At 42.4% G+C, this 17285-nt stretch carries 19 protein-coding genes; 16 read left to right on the top strand and 3 right to left on the bottom strand.

Annotated elements, in window-relative coordinates:
- The first annotated feature begins 10 nt into the window (after positions 1 to 10).
- Positions 11 to 1477 carry a glutamate synthase subunit beta gene (locus tag E4F24_RS04315; RefSeq protein WP_140937440.1) on the top strand — a complete coding sequence of 489 codons (1467 nt, stop codon included), beginning with the start codon at positions 11 to 13 and terminating at the stop codon, positions 1475 to 1477.
- 56 nt (positions 1478 to 1533) lie between these two features.
- On the opposite strand, the gene E4F24_RS04310 is transcribed toward E4F24_RS04315, so the two are convergent.
- Entirely contained in the window at positions 1534 to 1938 is a 405-nt protein-coding gene (locus E4F24_RS04310; RefSeq protein ID WP_140937439.1) for an RNA-binding S4 domain-containing protein, read from the bottom strand.
- A 140-nt stretch (positions 1939 to 2078) separates the two neighbouring features.
- Here E4F24_RS04310 and E4F24_RS04305 point away from each other — a divergent pair, with 140 nt between their 5' ends.
- The 4 genes from E4F24_RS04305 to folP are packed head-to-tail and all read left to right on the top strand — an operon-like array spanning position 2079 to position 4766.
- Positions 2079 to 2891, top strand: a complete 813-nt coding sequence (locus E4F24_RS04305; RefSeq protein ID WP_140937438.1) for a 2,3,4,5-tetrahydropyridine-2,6-dicarboxylate N-succinyltransferase — start codon at positions 2079 to 2081, stop codon at positions 2889 to 2891.
- A gap of 11 nt (positions 2892 to 2902) precedes the next feature.
- On the top strand, positions 2903 to 3481 hold the full coding sequence (locus E4F24_RS04300; protein ID WP_140937437.1) for an L-threonylcarbamoyladenylate synthase: 579 nt from the start codon (positions 2903 to 2905) through the stop codon (positions 3479 to 3481).
- 8 nt (positions 3482 to 3489) lie between these two features.
- The gene (locus E4F24_RS04295) at positions 3490 to 3924 is read left to right on the top strand and encodes a DUF4920 domain-containing protein (protein WP_140937436.1); all 435 of its coding nucleotides are present in this window, start codon (positions 3490 to 3492) and stop codon (positions 3922 to 3924) included.
- Positions 3925 to 3926: 2 nt separating this feature from the next.
- Positions 3927 to 4766 carry a dihydropteroate synthase gene (gene folP, locus E4F24_RS04290; RefSeq protein ID WP_140937435.1) on the top strand — a complete coding sequence of 280 codons (840 nt, stop codon included), beginning with the start codon at positions 3927 to 3929 and terminating at the stop codon, positions 4764 to 4766.
- On the opposite strand, the gene E4F24_RS04285 is transcribed toward folP, so the two are convergent.
- Positions 4763 to 5899: a helix-turn-helix domain-containing protein gene (locus E4F24_RS04285; protein WP_181182361.1), complete on the bottom strand. Its 1137-nt coding sequence runs from the start codon at positions 5897 to 5899 to the stop codon at positions 4763 to 4765. The two genes, folP and E4F24_RS04285, sit on opposite strands and share 4 nt — an antisense overlap.
- A 436-nt stretch (positions 5900 to 6335) precedes the next feature.
- Between E4F24_RS04285 and E4F24_RS04280 the strand changes: the two genes are divergently transcribed.
- From E4F24_RS04280 to E4F24_RS04235, 11 genes are all read left to right on the top strand, one after another.
- Positions 6336 to 7370, top strand: coding sequence for a hypothetical protein (locus tag E4F24_RS04280; RefSeq protein ID WP_140937433.1), 1035 nt, complete (start codon positions 6336 to 6338; stop codon positions 7368 to 7370).
- 30 nt (positions 7371 to 7400) lie between these two features.
- Positions 7401 to 8714 carry a hypothetical protein gene (locus E4F24_RS04275; protein ID WP_140937432.1) on the top strand — a complete coding sequence of 438 codons (1314 nt, stop codon included), beginning with the start codon at positions 7401 to 7403 and terminating at the stop codon, positions 8712 to 8714.
- Between the two features lie 10 nt (positions 8715 to 8724).
- Complete coding sequence (locus tag E4F24_RS04270) at positions 8725 to 9786, top strand: hypothetical protein (RefSeq protein WP_140937431.1); 1062 nt, start codon at positions 8725 to 8727, stop codon at positions 9784 to 9786.
- Between the two features lie 277 nt (positions 9787 to 10063).
- Positions 10064 to 11926 carry an MORN repeat-containing protein gene (locus E4F24_RS04265; protein WP_216629125.1) on the top strand — a complete coding sequence of 621 codons (1863 nt, stop codon included), beginning with the start codon at positions 10064 to 10066 and terminating at the stop codon, positions 11924 to 11926.
- A gap of 12 nt (positions 11927 to 11938) precedes the next feature.
- Complete coding sequence (locus tag E4F24_RS04260; protein ID WP_140937429.1) at positions 11939 to 12508, top strand: DUF6498-containing protein; 570 nt, start codon at positions 11939 to 11941, stop codon at positions 12506 to 12508.
- Positions 12509 to 12519: 11 nt separating this feature from the next.
- Positions 12520 to 12840 (top strand): hypothetical protein, encoded by a 321-nt coding sequence (locus E4F24_RS04255; protein WP_140937428.1) that lies wholly within the window; start codon positions 12520 to 12522, stop codon positions 12838 to 12840.
- An 82-nt stretch (positions 12841 to 12922) separates the two neighbouring features.
- A complete protein-coding gene (locus tag E4F24_RS04250; protein ID WP_140937427.1) occupies positions 12923 to 13495 on the top strand; it encodes a tetratricopeptide repeat protein in 573 nt (190 codons plus the stop codon).
- Positions 13492 to 13755 (top strand): hypothetical protein, encoded by a 264-nt coding sequence (locus E4F24_RS04245; RefSeq protein ID WP_140937426.1) that lies wholly within the window; start codon positions 13492 to 13494, stop codon positions 13753 to 13755. The genes E4F24_RS04250 and E4F24_RS04245 overlap by 4 nt, the downstream gene beginning before the upstream one ends.
- 58 nt (positions 13756 to 13813) lie before the next feature.
- Complete coding sequence (locus E4F24_RS13725) at positions 13814 to 13969, top strand: hypothetical protein (RefSeq protein ID WP_181182359.1); 156 nt, start codon at positions 13814 to 13816, stop codon at positions 13967 to 13969.
- A gap of 35 nt (positions 13970 to 14004) precedes the next feature.
- Positions 14005 to 14595: a hypothetical protein gene (locus E4F24_RS04240; protein ID WP_140937425.1), complete on the top strand. Its 591-nt coding sequence runs from the start codon at positions 14005 to 14007 to the stop codon at positions 14593 to 14595.
- Between the two features lies 1 nt (position 14596).
- The gene (locus tag E4F24_RS04235; protein WP_140937424.1) at positions 14597 to 15061 is read left to right on the top strand and encodes a hypothetical protein; all 465 of its coding nucleotides are present in this window, start codon (positions 14597 to 14599) and stop codon (positions 15059 to 15061) included.
- A 46-nt stretch (positions 15062 to 15107) separates the two neighbouring features.
- On the opposite strand, the gene metG is transcribed toward E4F24_RS04235, so the two are convergent.
- The gene (metG, locus tag E4F24_RS04230) at positions 15108 to 17177 is read right to left on the bottom strand and encodes a methionine--tRNA ligase (RefSeq protein ID WP_140937423.1); all 2070 of its coding nucleotides are present in this window, start codon (positions 17175 to 17177) and stop codon (positions 15108 to 15110) included.
- Between the last annotated feature and the right edge of the window lie 108 nt (positions 17178 to 17285).

Here is a 17285-nt window from a genome sequence, read left to right as displayed (position 1 = left end):
GGAAAGTATCATGGGAAAACCAACAGGATTTTTAGAATTTGACAGAGCGGCTCCTCAAAAAGACGCTGTAGAAAGTAGAAAACAAAATTATCAAGAATTTGTACACCTCTTTTCGGAGGATCAACTAAATAGCCAAGCGGCACGTTGTATGGACTGTGGAATCCCATTTTGTCATTCAGGATGTCCATTGGGGAACGTAATTCCCGAATTTAACGATGCAGTCTACGATGGAAAATGGGAAGATGCCTATAATATATTATCATCTACCAACAATTTTCCGGAATTTACAGGACGTATCTGTCCTGCACCGTGTGAATCAGCATGTGTATTAGGCATCAATAAATCACCAGTAGCTATCGAAGAGATCGAAAAACACATTATCGAGATTGCTTACAAAAAGGGTTACGTTAAACCCAACAAAATCCATTTAAAAACAGGAAAAAAGATTGCTGTTGTAGGTTCAGGGCCATCGGGCCTGGCGGCGGCGGCACAGTTAAACAAAGCTGGTCATGATGTCGTTGTGTACGAACGTGACGATAAAGTAGGAGGATTATTACGTTATGGCATACCCGATTTTAAATTGGACAAATCTGTCATCGATCGTCGTATTGAAATCATGGCAGAATCCGGCATTGAATTCCGTACCAATGCAGAAGTCGGAAACAATGTACCCGCTTCCGAATTGAGCGCATATCACGCTGTCGTATTAGCCGGCGGATCCACTATTCCACGTAATCTGAATATCCCGGGACGTGATCTTAAAGGAGTTCATTTCGCGATGGAATTCTTGAAACAGCAAAATAAACGTGTAGGAAACTCACCGATCAATGTTGCAGAAATAACGGCAACAGATAAAAATGTGTTGGTAATAGGTGGTGGTGACACGGGATCTGACTGTGTCGGAACATCTAACCGTCATGGCGCTAAATCCGTTACCCAATTTGAGTTAATGCCGCAACCTCCGCAAACGCGTACTGCTGCCATGCCTTGGCCGACATATCCTATGCTATTGAAGACAACAACCTCTCATGAAGAAGGTTGCCAAAGACATTGGAGCATTAGCACCAAAGAGTTTTTAGGCGATGCGGAAGGCAACTTGCGAGGCGCATTAGTCGTAGACCTGGAATGGGAAACAGATGCGTTAGGAAGACCCACATCCTTCAAAGAAGTGGAAGGCTCTCAACGTGAAATTCCCTGCGAATTGGTGACCCTAGCAATGGGTTTCTTACATCCGCAACATGAAGGCCTTCTACAACAATTGGGGGTAACGTTGGATGGCAGAGGAAATGTACAAGCTACGGAAAACGAATACAAGACAACTGCAGACAAAATTTTCGTAGCCGGCGACATGCGTCGAGGACAATCCTTAGTCGTATGGGCCATTTCGGAAGGTCGTGAGTGCGCACGTAAAGTCGATGAATTCTTAATGGGAAGTACCGAATTGGAAAGTAAGGAAGCTGTTTATAATTACGCCTAACTAATCGATCAATATATTTACATCTAAACCGTCTTTTAGCTCGCTAGAAGACGGTTTTATTTTTCTTCTTCCCACCAATCCGATTGAAGACTATCTATTTCACGGCGATCTCGCTTAGTCGGACGCCCTGCCCCTCGGTCCCTCTTTAAGACCGGTGCCTGAAAAACCGATTTAAAAGCATTTGTTTCTTCTACAGGTGTTTCATCTTCATAAAATTGAACAGCTGTTTTTGCATCTACACGTCGTTCAAGCAAACCTGTTACCCGTATCACCTTTCTTTCCACACCCTTTTGGACAGTATATGCCTCTCCTACCTTTACTACGTAGGATGGTTTAATATTTTGTCCATTCAATTTTACCCGACCGGCTTTGCAGGCTTCAGTCGCCAAACTTCTGGTTTTAAAGACACGGATGCACCATAAGTATTTATCAACGCGTAATTTTTCGGATTCAGTAGCCATACAACAAACTTAGCCAACTTGGCGTGCATATACAAAATTAAATTAGTCATATTACATCAAAAATAGCCCATCATGTAAAGGACTTCTCAACAAAAATGAGCATCTTTGTTCTTATTTTTTAATCAGTATTTAATTTAAAGATGGAACTACAAAAACTAATCGAAGAAGCTTGGGAAGACAGACAATTATTGCAATATAAGGAATACTTTGAGGCTATCCAATACGTAATCATGAAGCTAGATACGGGTGATTTACGGGTGGCAGAACCTATTGGTGGACGTTGGCATGTGAACGATTGGATTAAAAAAGCGGTGATTTTATATTTCCCTATCCGTGAAATGAAGGAGATTGACAACAAACCTTTCGTATATCACGATAAAATGAAATTGAAAACAAACTACAAAGAATTAGGTGTTCGTGTAGTACCCGGAGCTTCAGCCCGATACGGAGCGTATCTCGCGAAAGGTGTAATCATGATGCCTTCTTATGTAAATATTGGTGCTTATGTAGATGAAGGAACGATGGTCGATACCTGGGCTACAGTAGGTTCTTGTGCTCAAATAGGCAAAAATGTCCATTTATCAGGAGGTGTCGGAATTGGAGGTGTATTAGAACCCGTACAAGCTGCACCAGTTGTGATCGAAGACAATGTATTTGTAGGATCCCGTGCTATCGTTGTTGAAGGCATCCGCGTTGAAACAGAGGCTGTACTTGGTGCAAATGTCGTATTGACAGCCTCGACTAAAATCATCGATGTGTCAGGACCTGAGCCTGTTGAATACAAAGGCTATGTTCCGGCTCGCTCAGTCGTTATTCCGGGGTCGTATACTAAAAAATTCCCTGCTGGTGAATATCAGGTGCCTTGCGCTTTAATTATTGGAAAACGTAAAGAATCTACAGACAAGAAAACCTCATTAAACGATGCTTTGCGTGAGCATAACGTTGCTGTTTAACAAAATAAACCATGTCTACTTTTGTAAATAGAGAAGATCTCAATCAAGCACTTGAGACGTTAAAAAACGGCGGATTAATTTTGTATCCAACCGATACCATTTGGGGTATCGGTTGCGACGCAACAAATTCGGAAGCTGTGGAAAAAATATTTGCATTAAAAGGCAGGGATAAAAGCAAGAGCCTGATCATTCTACTACATAGCGACAATCAACTGGCGGGTTATGTACACGATGTTCCGGAAATTGCTTATGAATTGATCGAAGCGACCGATAGACCGCTTACAATAGTATATTCCAAATCGAAAAATTTACCCGAAAATGTCGTTGCCGAAGATGGTTCAATTGGAATCCGTATCGTGGAGCACCCTTTTTGTCAGCAATTATTGCAACGGTTTAGAAAACCTATTATCTCTACTTCAGCAAATCTGAGTAGAGCACCTTCGGCAAAATCCTTCGACAACATATCCGACGAAATAAAAACAGGCGTAGATTATATTGTCAAGTTCGGTCAACAGGATAAAAGCAAAGGACAACCTTCGGTCATTATGAAGCTCGATTCAACTGGAAAATTTGAATTTTTACGTAAATAAATACCCTAATGAAAGCTTTATTCACAATCACACTACTTATAGTAGCCTTCATGTTCAACTCCTTTGGACAGCAAAAGGATGATGTCAAACCTGCCAAACCAGGGGTCAACTATGGAAAAACTATTGATAAAAACAATGCAATCTCAGTACAGGGACTGGAAAACTATTTGGAAAAATCAGATAAATTCTCAGGCAAGCTAACAGGCAAGGTCACACAGGTGTGCAAGAGCAGTGGCTGTTTTCTCACCTTGCAAAATGAAAGTACTAAAGAGCCTATCATGGTTCGCTTTGCCGACTACGCTTATATTGTACCTCAGGATCTGGTCGGAAAAAATATTGTTCTGGAAGGAGCAGCAACAGCCCGAGAGAGAGAAGATAAAGATACCCAACAGAAAAAACGCACCATCACTGTAATTGCCAACGGCATCCTCGTGATCAAATAAATATGTATATATTCAGGTCTCATCCCACACAGAGCATTCGTATCAATGGTCGACTCCTGACATTTGACAAGCCTCTTATTATGGGCATATTGAATGTAACTCCGGACTCTTTCTATGACGGGGGAAGGCACAATACTGTAGCTCAAGCACTACAACATACCCGACGGATGCTTCAAGCAGGGGTCGATATCATCGACATCGGTGCATTCTCATCAAGACCGGGAGCAGTCTGGATTTCTCCACAAGAGGAAATTGACCGGTCTGCACCTGTTATCGAAGCCTTAATTCATGAGTTTCCTGATATTATCCTATCAATAGACACATTTAGAGCGCATATCGCCAAAGTCTGTGTACAGGCGGGTGCACATATCATCAATGATATCTCAGGCGGCAATCTGGATGAGGAGATGTTTACTACAGTAGCGCAGCTACAGGTTCCTTACATCTTGATGCACATGCGGGGAACACCGGAAAACATGCAGCAATTAACAACTTATGAAGATGTCGTCACTGATGTAGCTACCGAATTGGGAGAACGTGTGGCCGCCCTCCGCGCATTCGGTGTAAAAGACATTATTCTCGATCCGGGATTTGGATTTGCAAAAACAACGGAACAGAATTATGAGCTGCTGTATCGCGTGAATGAATTACATTACCTTGGATTACCTATCCTTGGGGGTATATCGAGAAAGTCTATGATCTATAAAAAACTGGGGATTACGCCAAATGAATCCCTAAATGCCACGACTGCCTTAAACACTCTTTTATTGGAAAGAGGTGTCCAGATACTTCGCGTACACGATGTGAAAGAAGCAAAACAGTTAATTGATTTGTTCTATTAAGATTGCTCCGCATACTTTTCGCTGTTCAAAAAGTATTCCTCTCTAAATTCCTGAGGTGTCTTACCCAGATGTTTTTTGAAAACACGGAAAAAGGATGCTCTGGAATTAAAACCGGAAATTTCAGCAATATACTCCACTTTATAGCGCTGATAGTCCTTATGTATCAGCATTTGTTTTGCCTCTTCGACACGATAGCGGTTTACCATCTCAAAAAAAGTCATCTTCAATTGTGTATTGATGAAAGTGGATAACACTGCCGGACGGACATGCAACAGTTCTGCAACATCATACAATTTCAATCCGGTTTTAGTATGTATTTTTTCTATATCAAAAAGCTGTTGCAGTCTTAGTTGCAGATTGACATCACTGTTAAGTTCATCCCTATGCGCTGTTTTTGCCTTTGTTAATATTTCAACTTCTTCAATAAAATTATTAAGCGGAGTAACTGTTTCCGAGAATGCCTGATATGCCGGCTTGTTATATATCGCATGGTAGGATAAGCCTTTGTACAGCATAAAACCGTACATAAAAAGGGATGCAACAGGCACAGCTAGCAAATCCAAATAAACATGTGATTTCCCCGTGATGAGTACCGGAACGACATAAGCCAGCAACAGCAACAGATTCAGCGAAATGAGACACAGTAGAAATGCTCGTTGCCATTTCACGGAAATCGTTATCTCATCCATCCCTAAATCTATCGCCTTTTCTTTATACTGGCTTACTTTTTTCCAGCCCACATATAGATAACAGCAAAAGTGAATAAGCAATAGCAGGGACATCACATTGAAAAAGGGTTCTTCGCCTGCTTGTACCTTATTCATAACGATTACCTTTTCTGTGTACGGAATCATAATATAATATCCAGAACTCAAGAAAGTCAATACCGAAGGCACAAAATGCCATAAACTCTTTACTTCCGACCGGATGTGTTTCCCTTGTATGAGAGCCAAATACGCTAACAATACAGGGCCAAAAGTAAAGTTGATACTGCCATTTATCGAATTGAGAAACAGCAGTTCTGGTTTCTCTAAAAAAATAGAAATAACATTATGGATAACTGTAGATACAGCATACAACACCAAAATCCCAAGAAAAATATTTGCTTTTACATTATTCTTTCTGAATATCAAGCTGCATACTATAGTTAACAGGACAATAATTGCCAGCAGATTTATTTGTAAAACGAACGAGTCTGAAATATACATCGGTGCCTATCTGGTATATTGATAAGTATTCTTTCTATGCTACAATAATACTAAAAAGTACCCAAATTTCGATATTATACGTCTTTGACAGTGTACAGAGCTTAATTTTCGGTATCAAACCGATACTTCTATTTTAAATGACACAAAAACAAAAAAGCACTATTTTTCAGGCGTTTAAAACCATACACAAAAGAAATTGAGACTACTTTACGAGGAAGTTGAGACAAGCCCGTCATCCTTTATGGCATTTTTATTCCGTTTTATTGGTTAATTAGATTGCTATTAAAATTCGAGAAATCACAGGAATTTCTAGGCCTTTTTAGAAACTCCGCTACAATAACCATTCTAATCGATAAAAATCATGAATACATTAATCAAAAAATTAGCAAGCACGGCATTACTTATCATCGCTATCACGGGTATAGTACAAGCACAACAACCTACCGAAAAAGAAATCAAACAAGCGTTCGCGCCGAAAGGGACACACCGTGCGCCTTTTAAAAAAGCTACTGAAGCCGCACTCACGAGCGTCAATCTGCAATTCAAACTAGCCACCCGTCAGGAACAGGAGAAGCGCAAGGTAGGCAATGTCATCACTTGGGGTTTCCTCGAAGGTATCGATGACGCCCTTTTGCAGGAAATAGCGAACGAATATTACAAAAGTCTATCGGAAAAACTCAAAGCAAATGGCTTTTCGCTGAACGACAGCTACAAAGATCACAAGTCTTACCAAAAACTAGTGGAGAATAACACTGATCTTCAACGGGAAATCAATAAGAAAAATTGGGGGGTAGCCAAAATATTTACCGCTAATCAAGCGCCCTATATCGAGTATCCCACAGGGATGATGGGCGCACATGCTTCTTTGGGCAATGACTTGAAAATGCCGGTCGGACAATTGTTCATTACCGTGGATTTTATCGAGATCACCCAAAATATCAGTCGGGGGCTTTCAAGCTTCACACTGACGGACGGCAGTTCCCGTACCGATAAATTTGAAACCGATATGCGCCCTGTTATCCGCATTGAGGGCATAACGGCGGCATCAATGGGCAAACAGTTCAAGGGTGATGGTACATACGCTAAATTCACCGGTGATAATTGGAGCTATTGCAATGCTATGTTCCAGAACGGCTTTAACATAGTTTCAAATGTACCCTACGCCAATGATGTAGTTGTTGCAGATGGTATCCCAGAGAGTATGAAAAAAATTAAAAGTGCCGTGGTCGGTGATTTGGCAAGTATCTTTTCTCGTGGTGCAGTCAAAAGTGGAAGGGGCAATCTAGAAGCGACCTATACCATTCAAGCTAATCCACAGGCTTATAAAAAAGCCGTTCTGGATGCACTGGACAAATACAACGACTATCTTATTGCTTATATTAAAGCGAATAACTAATCCATTAAGAATTACAAACTATTTTCGCTTATGAAGGCGCTACACATACTCTGCCTCCTGTTATTGCTATCCTGCGGAAAGAAAGAAGTTCCGGGAGAAACCGATGATAACAATCCGGGCACACCCGATCCTAGGCTGAGCAATAGCGGCAGTACGCAACTAAGCCTTCCTATCCCTAATTTCGAGTGGATTGGAGCGCACAACAACCATATCTACGGCTGTGATATTCTTACCGGCACTTACCTTGCCCGTTTCAATACTGTAGACCTAAAAATGGATATCCTTAAAAAATACAGCTCAGCGGAAACCTTTCAGGCAATCGCTCATTCCGTAGATATACAGGGCAATATCTATTACTATGCAAAGGCTGGCGGAGGAAATGTAGGGCTTATGAAAATAGATGCTAATGGTAATGTACAATGGAAGAAAAAACTAAAAATGACCTTGAGTGCCTACAATGATCCGGGTGATATGCAGCCTGTAGCCGTAAAACATATCAACGGCTACCTTTGGGCCTTGTCAAGTCTGTACCTGTTCAAGGTGAATCCGGAAAATGGTGAAGTCCTTAACACAATCGGTATTAGCAGTACAGGGGAGCGCTGGACACCCGGGCAGGATATTATTAAGGCCGGCGAAAACATCATGGTACAGATGGGAGGCGGGCAATTGCATTTTCATATCCTGCGGACTTCGGACCTGAAACCCCTTAAATCCGTTAAAACTCCCTTCAAGATGTTTCCCACTTCAGGGTTTCCGACCAATACCATTCTTGACGTTGCAGCCAATCGATTTTTTGCCGTAACACATTACCGTGAACAATCCTCGTTATTTCCCAGAGGGGTCATCATTGAATTTGATTCCGACGGAAAAATCCTGAACAGTGCTATCCTGAAAGATGGTTTGGATCAGTTTGAAGTAACGCGGATGCACCGAGACAAGGATGGCAACTATGCCGTTGCATTCAACACGACTATCGAACTGGGCAGCAATTTAAAAACGAAAGATGTACTGATATTCAATAAGAACCTGGAGCTAATCCATAAGGTAAGCCTTCCGCCGAACCTGAAAAGGTCAGCTATTTCGTTTAACACATCGATGGTGACTTTAGTCAATGAAAATAACTTTAAGAATACTATTATCGAATGGGTCGACACCAAAAATCCCGGTTGTAAATCCAACAACAGATTAACGGATATCAAACTCGAATCACTGGCTTTTAACACCCCGGAGGTACAAACCAATGTCGCGGCTTTCACTTCGTTTATGAGTTATTCCGGAAGCGAAGACATGGCCTATACCGTGGAGGATGTAAACTTTAGCCAGACTGTTTCGGCGTGCAATTAATCCGACTATTATGAAAACAAGACATATCACCATCGGTCTTCTGCTCAAAAACAACACATGGCTGTTGTTTTGTCTGCTGTTATGGGGATGTCCCGGAAAAAAAGAAGATCCGCAGCCCGATAAACAGCCTACAGCCGAAGAAATCATGATCGATTGGGCAAAGGAGGTACGTTTTGAAAAAATCGGCGTTTCCCCCGGAACATGGAGTTATAAAGACATCGTTTTTAATGCTGCCGTAGGTGCCTTGCTGGACAACGACAACCGCATTTTCTTTTCTTACGATAATGGAAATACCTGGACCGAACGCCTGAAAATCACTGGGGCAACACTGAAAAGTATTGCGCTGAAATCAGACGGCGAGAAACTGTTTATCGGTGGAGTTAGTGTAGGCCCGTACACCTTTGGGGCAAAATTCTGGGTGTACCATACACCAAAAAATGGCACCATTAGCCTAGATTACGATGGCGAAGCTATTCTTGCACAGCTTAACGATCCGATTATCCACGATTTTCAACGTACGCAATGGAATGACGATGGATCGGTCTACGCCAGTTTTGGCCGCACGACCAAAATGGATGGATTTTTCGGAAACATCACACCGGATGGACGGAAGATATTTAGCCGTCGTACACCTTCTTTTTCACGTATAGACGATAGAGAGCCTACACGGCAACAAAGCCATTGTGCAGGTTTTTATATACAGAACAATAGCGCAACGACTGTTTTGTGTGTCTACGAATATAATCCTACTGCTATGATGGGTATCGTTTCTCCCTATCAATCGGGCAGTAAAGGGGTCGGCAACAGTTGGTTGCGACTCGCCCTCTATTGGAAAGCCGACCTAGTGTACCATATCGGACAGGATCTGACGGGCAAACACGCCGTTTATGTGTCGCAGGCCAACAGGCTGTTTTACGATGGCAAATACCTTATCAACCACAAAAACCTGCAAGGCGAACTCCAATGTGCTTCGATAGACAACAATGGCTACCTCTGGGTAGGCACAAGCAATGGTCTATACAAAGCTGCCAAGAAAATGCCGGAGTTGCCGAAAACGGTATTTGATAAGTGATAATGGAAAATTGATTAATAATACAGCTATGAAAACCTTACAATCAGTACTACTGTCAATCGTCTTTGCCCTGCTTGCGGTGGCAAGCTATGCGCAATCACCTATCAGCTCCTGCCGCAGGTCCTTTGACCCCGAAGGAAAAGGTATAAGCCGCGAACAACATGACGAAGCGTACCGCCAAATATATATGCAGTTCAGCAAGTTCCGAGAAAAAAGCAAGTCAGGTCTCGACCCCGGCGGCATAGAAATAAAAAGCAAGAACCCCAAATACAGCAAAATGTACCTCTACGCCGATTACATCTTGTCTCACGAGATGAAACCGGACATTAACATGGTCATCGACCTGAAGTCGCCCAATAGCGGTAAGCACGCCTACCTATATATGGCTTATGTAGAGCTTGCCCCCGATGCGCAGGGCAACAAAAAAGAACAGGTACTGTTCTTTTTCTCCGGCTACAACATCAGGGCAAAGAAAAAGTACAACACAGACACCAAAACCGCATATGTGAAAGAAATAGCGGCGGACATAGACAAAAATCCCATCGTGGTGGCAGAAACGCAACCCGATGTTGTCCTTGAGGTGGACGAATACGCCAGCGGCGGAAGCCCGAAAATAAAAGCTTTCGGCACCACCACCTATATCTACGACATCAACAGCCTGCACCCCAACAAAATCCCGCTCACCATCGGGAAGCTGTTCCAGTACAAATCCGGCTTAAAGAGCATCAAAAATTATGAAACAGCAATGCTCGTCAACTACAGCCAAAACGGCAAAACTACCGGTACAATCGAATATATTCCAAAAGAAGGTGGCAAAGCTTTGGTACTCGAACACATCAAAAAGTTCGATGAAAACGGACAGCTTGCGGAAGCAGGTTTTGAAATCAGTACCTCTGTGAAGACAGGCGAAAAAATTGTGGGAACCTGGAATAATTCCACAAAAATAAACATCTATACCGACAAAAAAACACTTTCATTGGGAATGGACTTACACAACGGCAAGACCTATTTCACTACTGTCTTCAGCTTGCCCGCAGGCATAGAAAAAAATTGGAAGAATGATGTTCGCAAGTTCAACATCGAACCAGACCTGCTGGAGGAGCTGCGCCAAAACCTGGGCAGAGAACCCGTAGAAGACCGAGAACAGTTTCAGGAGTTTCTGACCAATTTTCAGCGGCTCAATGAATACGTCATCATAGACGAGACAGCAAAAAACATACACGGTATGCCTGTGAAATATATCTACAAAGGCACCTACAACAAGGACGGCCAACCCCACGGCTGGGGCCTAATGTATGCCGTCAACCACTATGACGACGAATACTACATCGGGCAGTTCAAAAATGGCATGCCCGATGGTCTGGGCATACGACAAGATTTTAAGCTAGACAAGCCCGAAATCAGGTACAGTAGTCGGGGTATGCACGTCGGAAACACACTGGTATACGGAACACGAATAGCACGCCCGGCCCCCGTGTATGACCCTAACTACGCATCCAACAACGGATATTACCAACCTCACGGATACTATGTAACCCACGGCGATTTCAGGCAGGGTGAGCTCAACGGCAAGGGAAGCCATATCTGGTATCAAGGATTTGACAATGGCATAGGAGACTTGTCCTATGGAAATTTCCAAAACGGCAAGTTGCACGGCACAGGGAGCTATTATGACAATGATGAGAAGAAAGTCGGCGAATTTGAAAACGGCAATTTTTTGTCGGGCAACAGCGTAACCGATAAAATGTATGACAACAACTTTTACCCTGGCGCAGTGGTGCTGTACAATGGCAAAAAATACGTAATTATGAATAAAGCAAACGGCCGGATTTATTTAGACGGAATAGATGTAGCCAGCACGGCAAATCTATCGCTGACAGGCGAACGTTCTGTACAAAGAAAAGTCTGCAATATTTGCAATGGAACCGGATTTTTAAACCCGACCAGCAATACCGTTTTCTCTGGTGTAACCCAAACACAAAAAAGCTACCAAACAGGCCCCACAGGTTACGTCGTGTGGGAAAAAACCACGACTACCACTACAGCCCCGGTTACTACACACCGGACGAACAGATGTACAGCATGCAGCGGAGGCTCGGCAGGGCACGAGCCTGTACCGCTAAGACCTAACCAAAGATAAAAAAGTGAAAAAATGAAACAACTCCGTCAGATAGACATCCTGACTATATTGGTCATCACCATCTGGGGTATACTCCGGAGCGAGGTGACCGTATTCTATATCATTTACCTATTCTGGTTTCAGGAAGCCATCCGGACATTGGTTGACTTCATTTATCTGTTGTTGCACAAAAAAACCTTAGCAGATAGAAAACTGCTCCTTGCGCAGGCTTTCGGCGCAGGTTTTCTGCTGTTTGTCTATCTGGTATTCATCGTCGTACTGTTCGGTTTTATGCTGAATTGGGAACAATCTGAGCTCCTTGGCGCAAATGCGCGGGTGCTTTTCTTCCAAAACACGTTTTTTAACGTCAATATCCTACTGTTTCTAATAGAATACACCTATTTCCGCATTAAAGTGGAGGACAACAATCTGCAAATCCAGACCTTCAACCGCCGCCATATCATCCTGCATATTTCCATTATCGTAGGCGCATTCATCCAGCTCGTCGTTATGCAGCATTATGATATGACAGGACTATGGGGCTCGGTGGCGGTGATTGGACCATTCTTGTTGTTGAAAATATTGTTGGATAAACAAAGCTAAGCAAATAAGCTATGGAATGGCATGCTAACTACACCTTTAGAAAATCGATTTTGGAGAAAGCCCAATATCGGGAATTATCCGATCAAGGCATTCTTTTTAAACCAGGAAACAGTGGAGAGCAACTGATTTCCTACAGCACAATCAGCAGTGTACGGCTACGCTTCCAGCCCTACAACCGTTATCGGCACAACAATTATTGCTGTACGATAAAGGTAGGTAGCCGTACATTCGACATACTCTCCACCCACCATGTTGACGTGGCAAAATTTAACGATCAGGCCGGGGCTTATACGGTGTTTGTACAGGAATTAGTCAAAAAAACAAGGATATGAAAAAATCAATAAAAAAACATACTCTTTCTACCCTCCTTTGGAGGGGTTGGGGGAGGATTATCACAATCTGCTTTTTGGAGCAATGACAACGTACGCACAAACCGACAACGGCACAGCCGAATATGACAAAGGTAAGGAAGCAGCGCGGGTACAAAATTATACCGAAACCATGAACTGGTACCGCAAAGCCGCAGACAAAGGCAATCCGGAAGCGATGTATGCATTGGGACAAATCTACAACGACAAAAATTTTATGGAGGACGGCTTTGTCGTAGCTTATTTCTGGCTGAATCAGGGATTAAGATTGTACCATGAAAACAGTATTACCCTCCTGCATGAGATTTATACGCAACATAAAGCCGTAATATCCCTTACGTTCGGTAGCAACATCAATGATATGGGATATATGGCAGAAGTTATCGGGCACGAATACAGAAATGAAACTGATGAAGATATCGCATTAAGATGGTTCAAAAGAAGTGCAGACTATGGCAGTGCAAATGGAGCAACTATGGCAGAACTCATCTTGTACAGTCCCAAAAAGGTAAAAAAAGATTTACCGCTCGCTAAGCAGTATTTTGAAAAAGCCAAAAAATTAGGCGACATAACTGCGGAATTAATGCTGAACGAAATAGAAAATGAACTGAAAAAATGAAAATAGCAAAAAACGACATCCTGTTTACACTCGCGCTTGTATTTGCGCTATGGTTTACCACGACCGGGATATTCTGGGTGTATTGGGCGGCATTGTTCGTAGCCTATCCATTTGGCATCGCCTCGCTTTTTATCTGGCAGAATATCAAAAATGATGGAAAGAAAAGAAACAAAATAATTCCAATAGTCCTGATTATAGGGTTGTTGTGCTCCATAGGGATGCTGGCTTGGATTTATATCCAAAGAAATATTGTACCATAATAAAAACAACACAAATGAAAAAGGCTCCCTACACACTCCTTTTATACTGTCCTACATTTTGACATTCGCTTTCTTTATCCCGTTTCTGCTGCAAGCACAGAGCGACAGTAGCACGTTCAAGCAAGAAGGCAAGGTAAAAGTCGTCACCTATGATGAGAAAACCGACCAAAATATGGAGTACTACATCAATCACAAAGGAGAAAAAGTTAAATAGAAAAAAGAGGGGACAGCGTTCTTAATTAAATAAAATTGAACAATTCGAAAACATATCATTCACAAGCCTACAATCTACAGGATCTACTGACCTCTGCCACGTGGGAATTGCATACGGATCATCTCCTTCGTATCTCGAAGAAACAGACTGTAGAGAAATTTCCCTACGCTCAAATAGATTCCGTACGCTTATGCTTTCATATCGGCGGCAGAGGGTCTGCGGCAAAATTCTGTTGTTATTTTTCCGTAAAAAGCTATTGGAGCAGCAAGCAAATGCTGAGCAGTGCCAACAACGACACGAAAACCGAAAACTACGAGACTTACCGTACCTTTGTTCTTGAATTTATCCGTAAAGTCAAACAGCACAATCCTTCCGCCCGGCTCATTGTCGGACACAGTTGGTCTTCTTGGCTGTTTTATCTGGCTACGGTTATTTTTTTGTTGTGCGTGCCAGTGTTCACCTACAAACAACATATTTCCAACGATACAGAAAGCCTTATCATGGGCTTGGTTTTGCTGTTATTAAGCAGTCCTCTAGTCGTTAGCATGGCCAAATATTTTCCACGCACACTACAAGAAGGAGACACTATTCCCAACAATATATTACCTGCCATTAAAATATACTGACATGAAAACAAAAGATAATACGACAACCGCAATAATATACCGAAACAAAAGACAACCAATCCTGTACGGAGTAAGTATCCTTACGCTAGCATTATCCGTTTTTGTCGCTTATATGATCTTTTCCAATCTGGAAAGGTTCCTTGAAGAATTTAGTTCCCTCCTATCGGCTATATTCTGGATGGCCTTTATGCTGGTCATGGGCAATGTGATGTTCATCTGTATGCTATGGCTCAGTGGCCGGTATATCTTATGCATCGAAAGAACAGGAGAAAACTTCGTCCTGATCCAAACTTGGTCCATCATAGGCTTGCATCGAACAAAGAAATACCCGGCCGAAATCCTCGATACGGCAGACTTCCGCCTCGGAAAATCCAACATACCACATACCCCGGTCGTTATTGCGCCTTATTCGATCGTAAGAACACCAAAAGGCAAGAAGTTGATCTGGGACGTCCATACGGCATAAAAATATTATCCCTAACGCATCAAAGCGCTCCCCAACAAGGTCTCAACTACCTGACCGTACTTCCCGATTTTATTGCACTGGTAGGATTGACAAAATCTAATCGACCATCTGCATCCTCAGCCATCAAAATCATCCCCTGCGACATAATGCCTTTAATTTCGCGAGGCTCTAGGTTCACTAAAATTGAAACCTGTTTACCCACAATATCTGCCGGAGCAAAGAATTCGGCTATTCCCGATACAACAGTTCGTTGGTCTATCCCTGTATCAATTTTTAATTTCAACAGTTTCTTGGTTTTGGCTACTTTCTCCGCTTCCAAAATTGTACCTACACGAATATCCAACTTCATAAAGTCATCAAAGGTCACATTCGTCTTAGCTGGTGCCGCAACAGAAGCAGCTTTTGCATTATCTATCTTAGCCTGGGCCAGTTTATTTAATTGGAATTCCACCTGCTCATCCGTTATTTTCTCAAATAACAGCTGTACTTCACCCAACTGCTGTCCTTCGCTCAATAAATCTACCTGTCCCGCTTTATCCCAGCCTTGCTGAGGCAGATTCAGCATTTCAAATAATTTTATCGCTGTTTTAGGCAAGAAAGGCTGTGCCAAAACGGCTAGGTTCGCAACGATTTGCGAAGCAACAAAAAGCACTGTTTTTACCCGTTCCTCATCATTCTTGATGACTTTCCACGGTTCCTCCTCGGCTAGGTATTTATTTCCGAGACGTGCCGCATTTATAAAGTGGGACAGTGCTTCACGGAAACGGTAGCTACCTATGGACTGTTCAATCAATCCCGGATATTTTGCTAACTCTTCGAACACGTTTTGATCTGCAGCGGTAAACATCGATCCTCGTAACAGCTTACCATCAAAATATTTGTGCGACAATACCATCACACGATTTACAAAATTGCCTAAGATAGCGACCAGTTCATTGTTAATACGCGCCTGGAAATCCTTCCATGTAAATTCGCTATCCGATGTTTCGGGCAGAATCGATGTCAATACATAGCGTAGCTCATCCTGCTTATCCGGAAACTCTTCCAAGTATTCATGTAACCATACCGCGTGATTGCGGGAGGTAGATAATTTATCTCCTTCAAGATTTAGAAACTCATTTGCCGGTACATTATCCGGTAGAATATAGCCGCCATGCGCATGCAATATCGCCGGGAATATAATACAGTGAAAAACAATATTGTCTTTACCGATAAAATGAATCAACGTAGACTCGTCTTCCGGATTCGCGGCCTTCTTCCAATAGTCTTCCCAGTTTTTCCCGTGATCTATAGCCCATTGCTTCGTCGCGGAGATATAGCCAATCGGTGCATCCAACCACACATACAGTTTCTTACCTTCGGCTTCCGACAACGGTACGTCTACGCCCCAGTCCAGATCTCTCGTCATCGATCGCGGTTGCAATCCGGATTTTAGCCAGGATTGGCATTGCCCGAACACGTTTGATTTCAACTCTCCCTTTTTGCCCTCGATAAGCCATTCTTCCAACCAGGGTTGATATTTATCTAGCGGAAGGTACCAATGTTTTGTCTCTTTCAAAATCGGCGTGTTCCCACTTAAGGTAGATTTAGGATTAATCAAATCTGTCGGACTCAATGAAGTACCACATTTTTCGCACTGATCCCCATAAGCCCCTTCATTCTGGCAGTGTGGACAGGTACCAACTATATACCGATCAGCTAAAAACTGATTGAATTCTTCGTCATAATATTGTTCTGAGAATTTCTCAATAAACTCTCCTTTTTCATATAGATTCAAGAAAAATCCCTGGGAAAGTTGATGGTGCATAGGCTCCGATGTCCTGTGGTAAATATCGAACGAGATACCAAAATCCTCAAAGCTATCTTTAATCTGCTTGTTGTATTTGTCGATAATTTCCTTGGGTGTCACCCCCTCTTTCTTTGCTTTAATCGTGATAGCTGCACCATGTTCGTCCGAACCGCACACATACACCACATCTTTATGATTCAAGCGCAAAAAGCGAACAAAAATATCACCCGGTATATAGGCTCCAGCCAAATGTCCGATATGCAAAGGACCATTTGCATACGGTAAGGCAGAAGTAATAGTATAGCGTTTTTTGGATAAAGTACTCAAGATATATCGTATTTTTAATGTTAATACTAAAGAAATAAATCGTAAAATTGTTTGCAAAGATAACTCAATTTGAGCTTAATAAATAGCTATCGAACAATATTCCGTTGG

The sequence above is a fragment of the Sphingobacterium lumbrici genome, from assembly GCF_006476045.1.
In the GTDB taxonomy this organism is placed as follows: domain Bacteria; phylum Bacteroidota; class Bacteroidia; order Sphingobacteriales; family Sphingobacteriaceae; genus Sphingobacterium; species Sphingobacterium lumbrici.
This window is presented reverse-complemented; position numbering and strand designations above follow the sequence as displayed.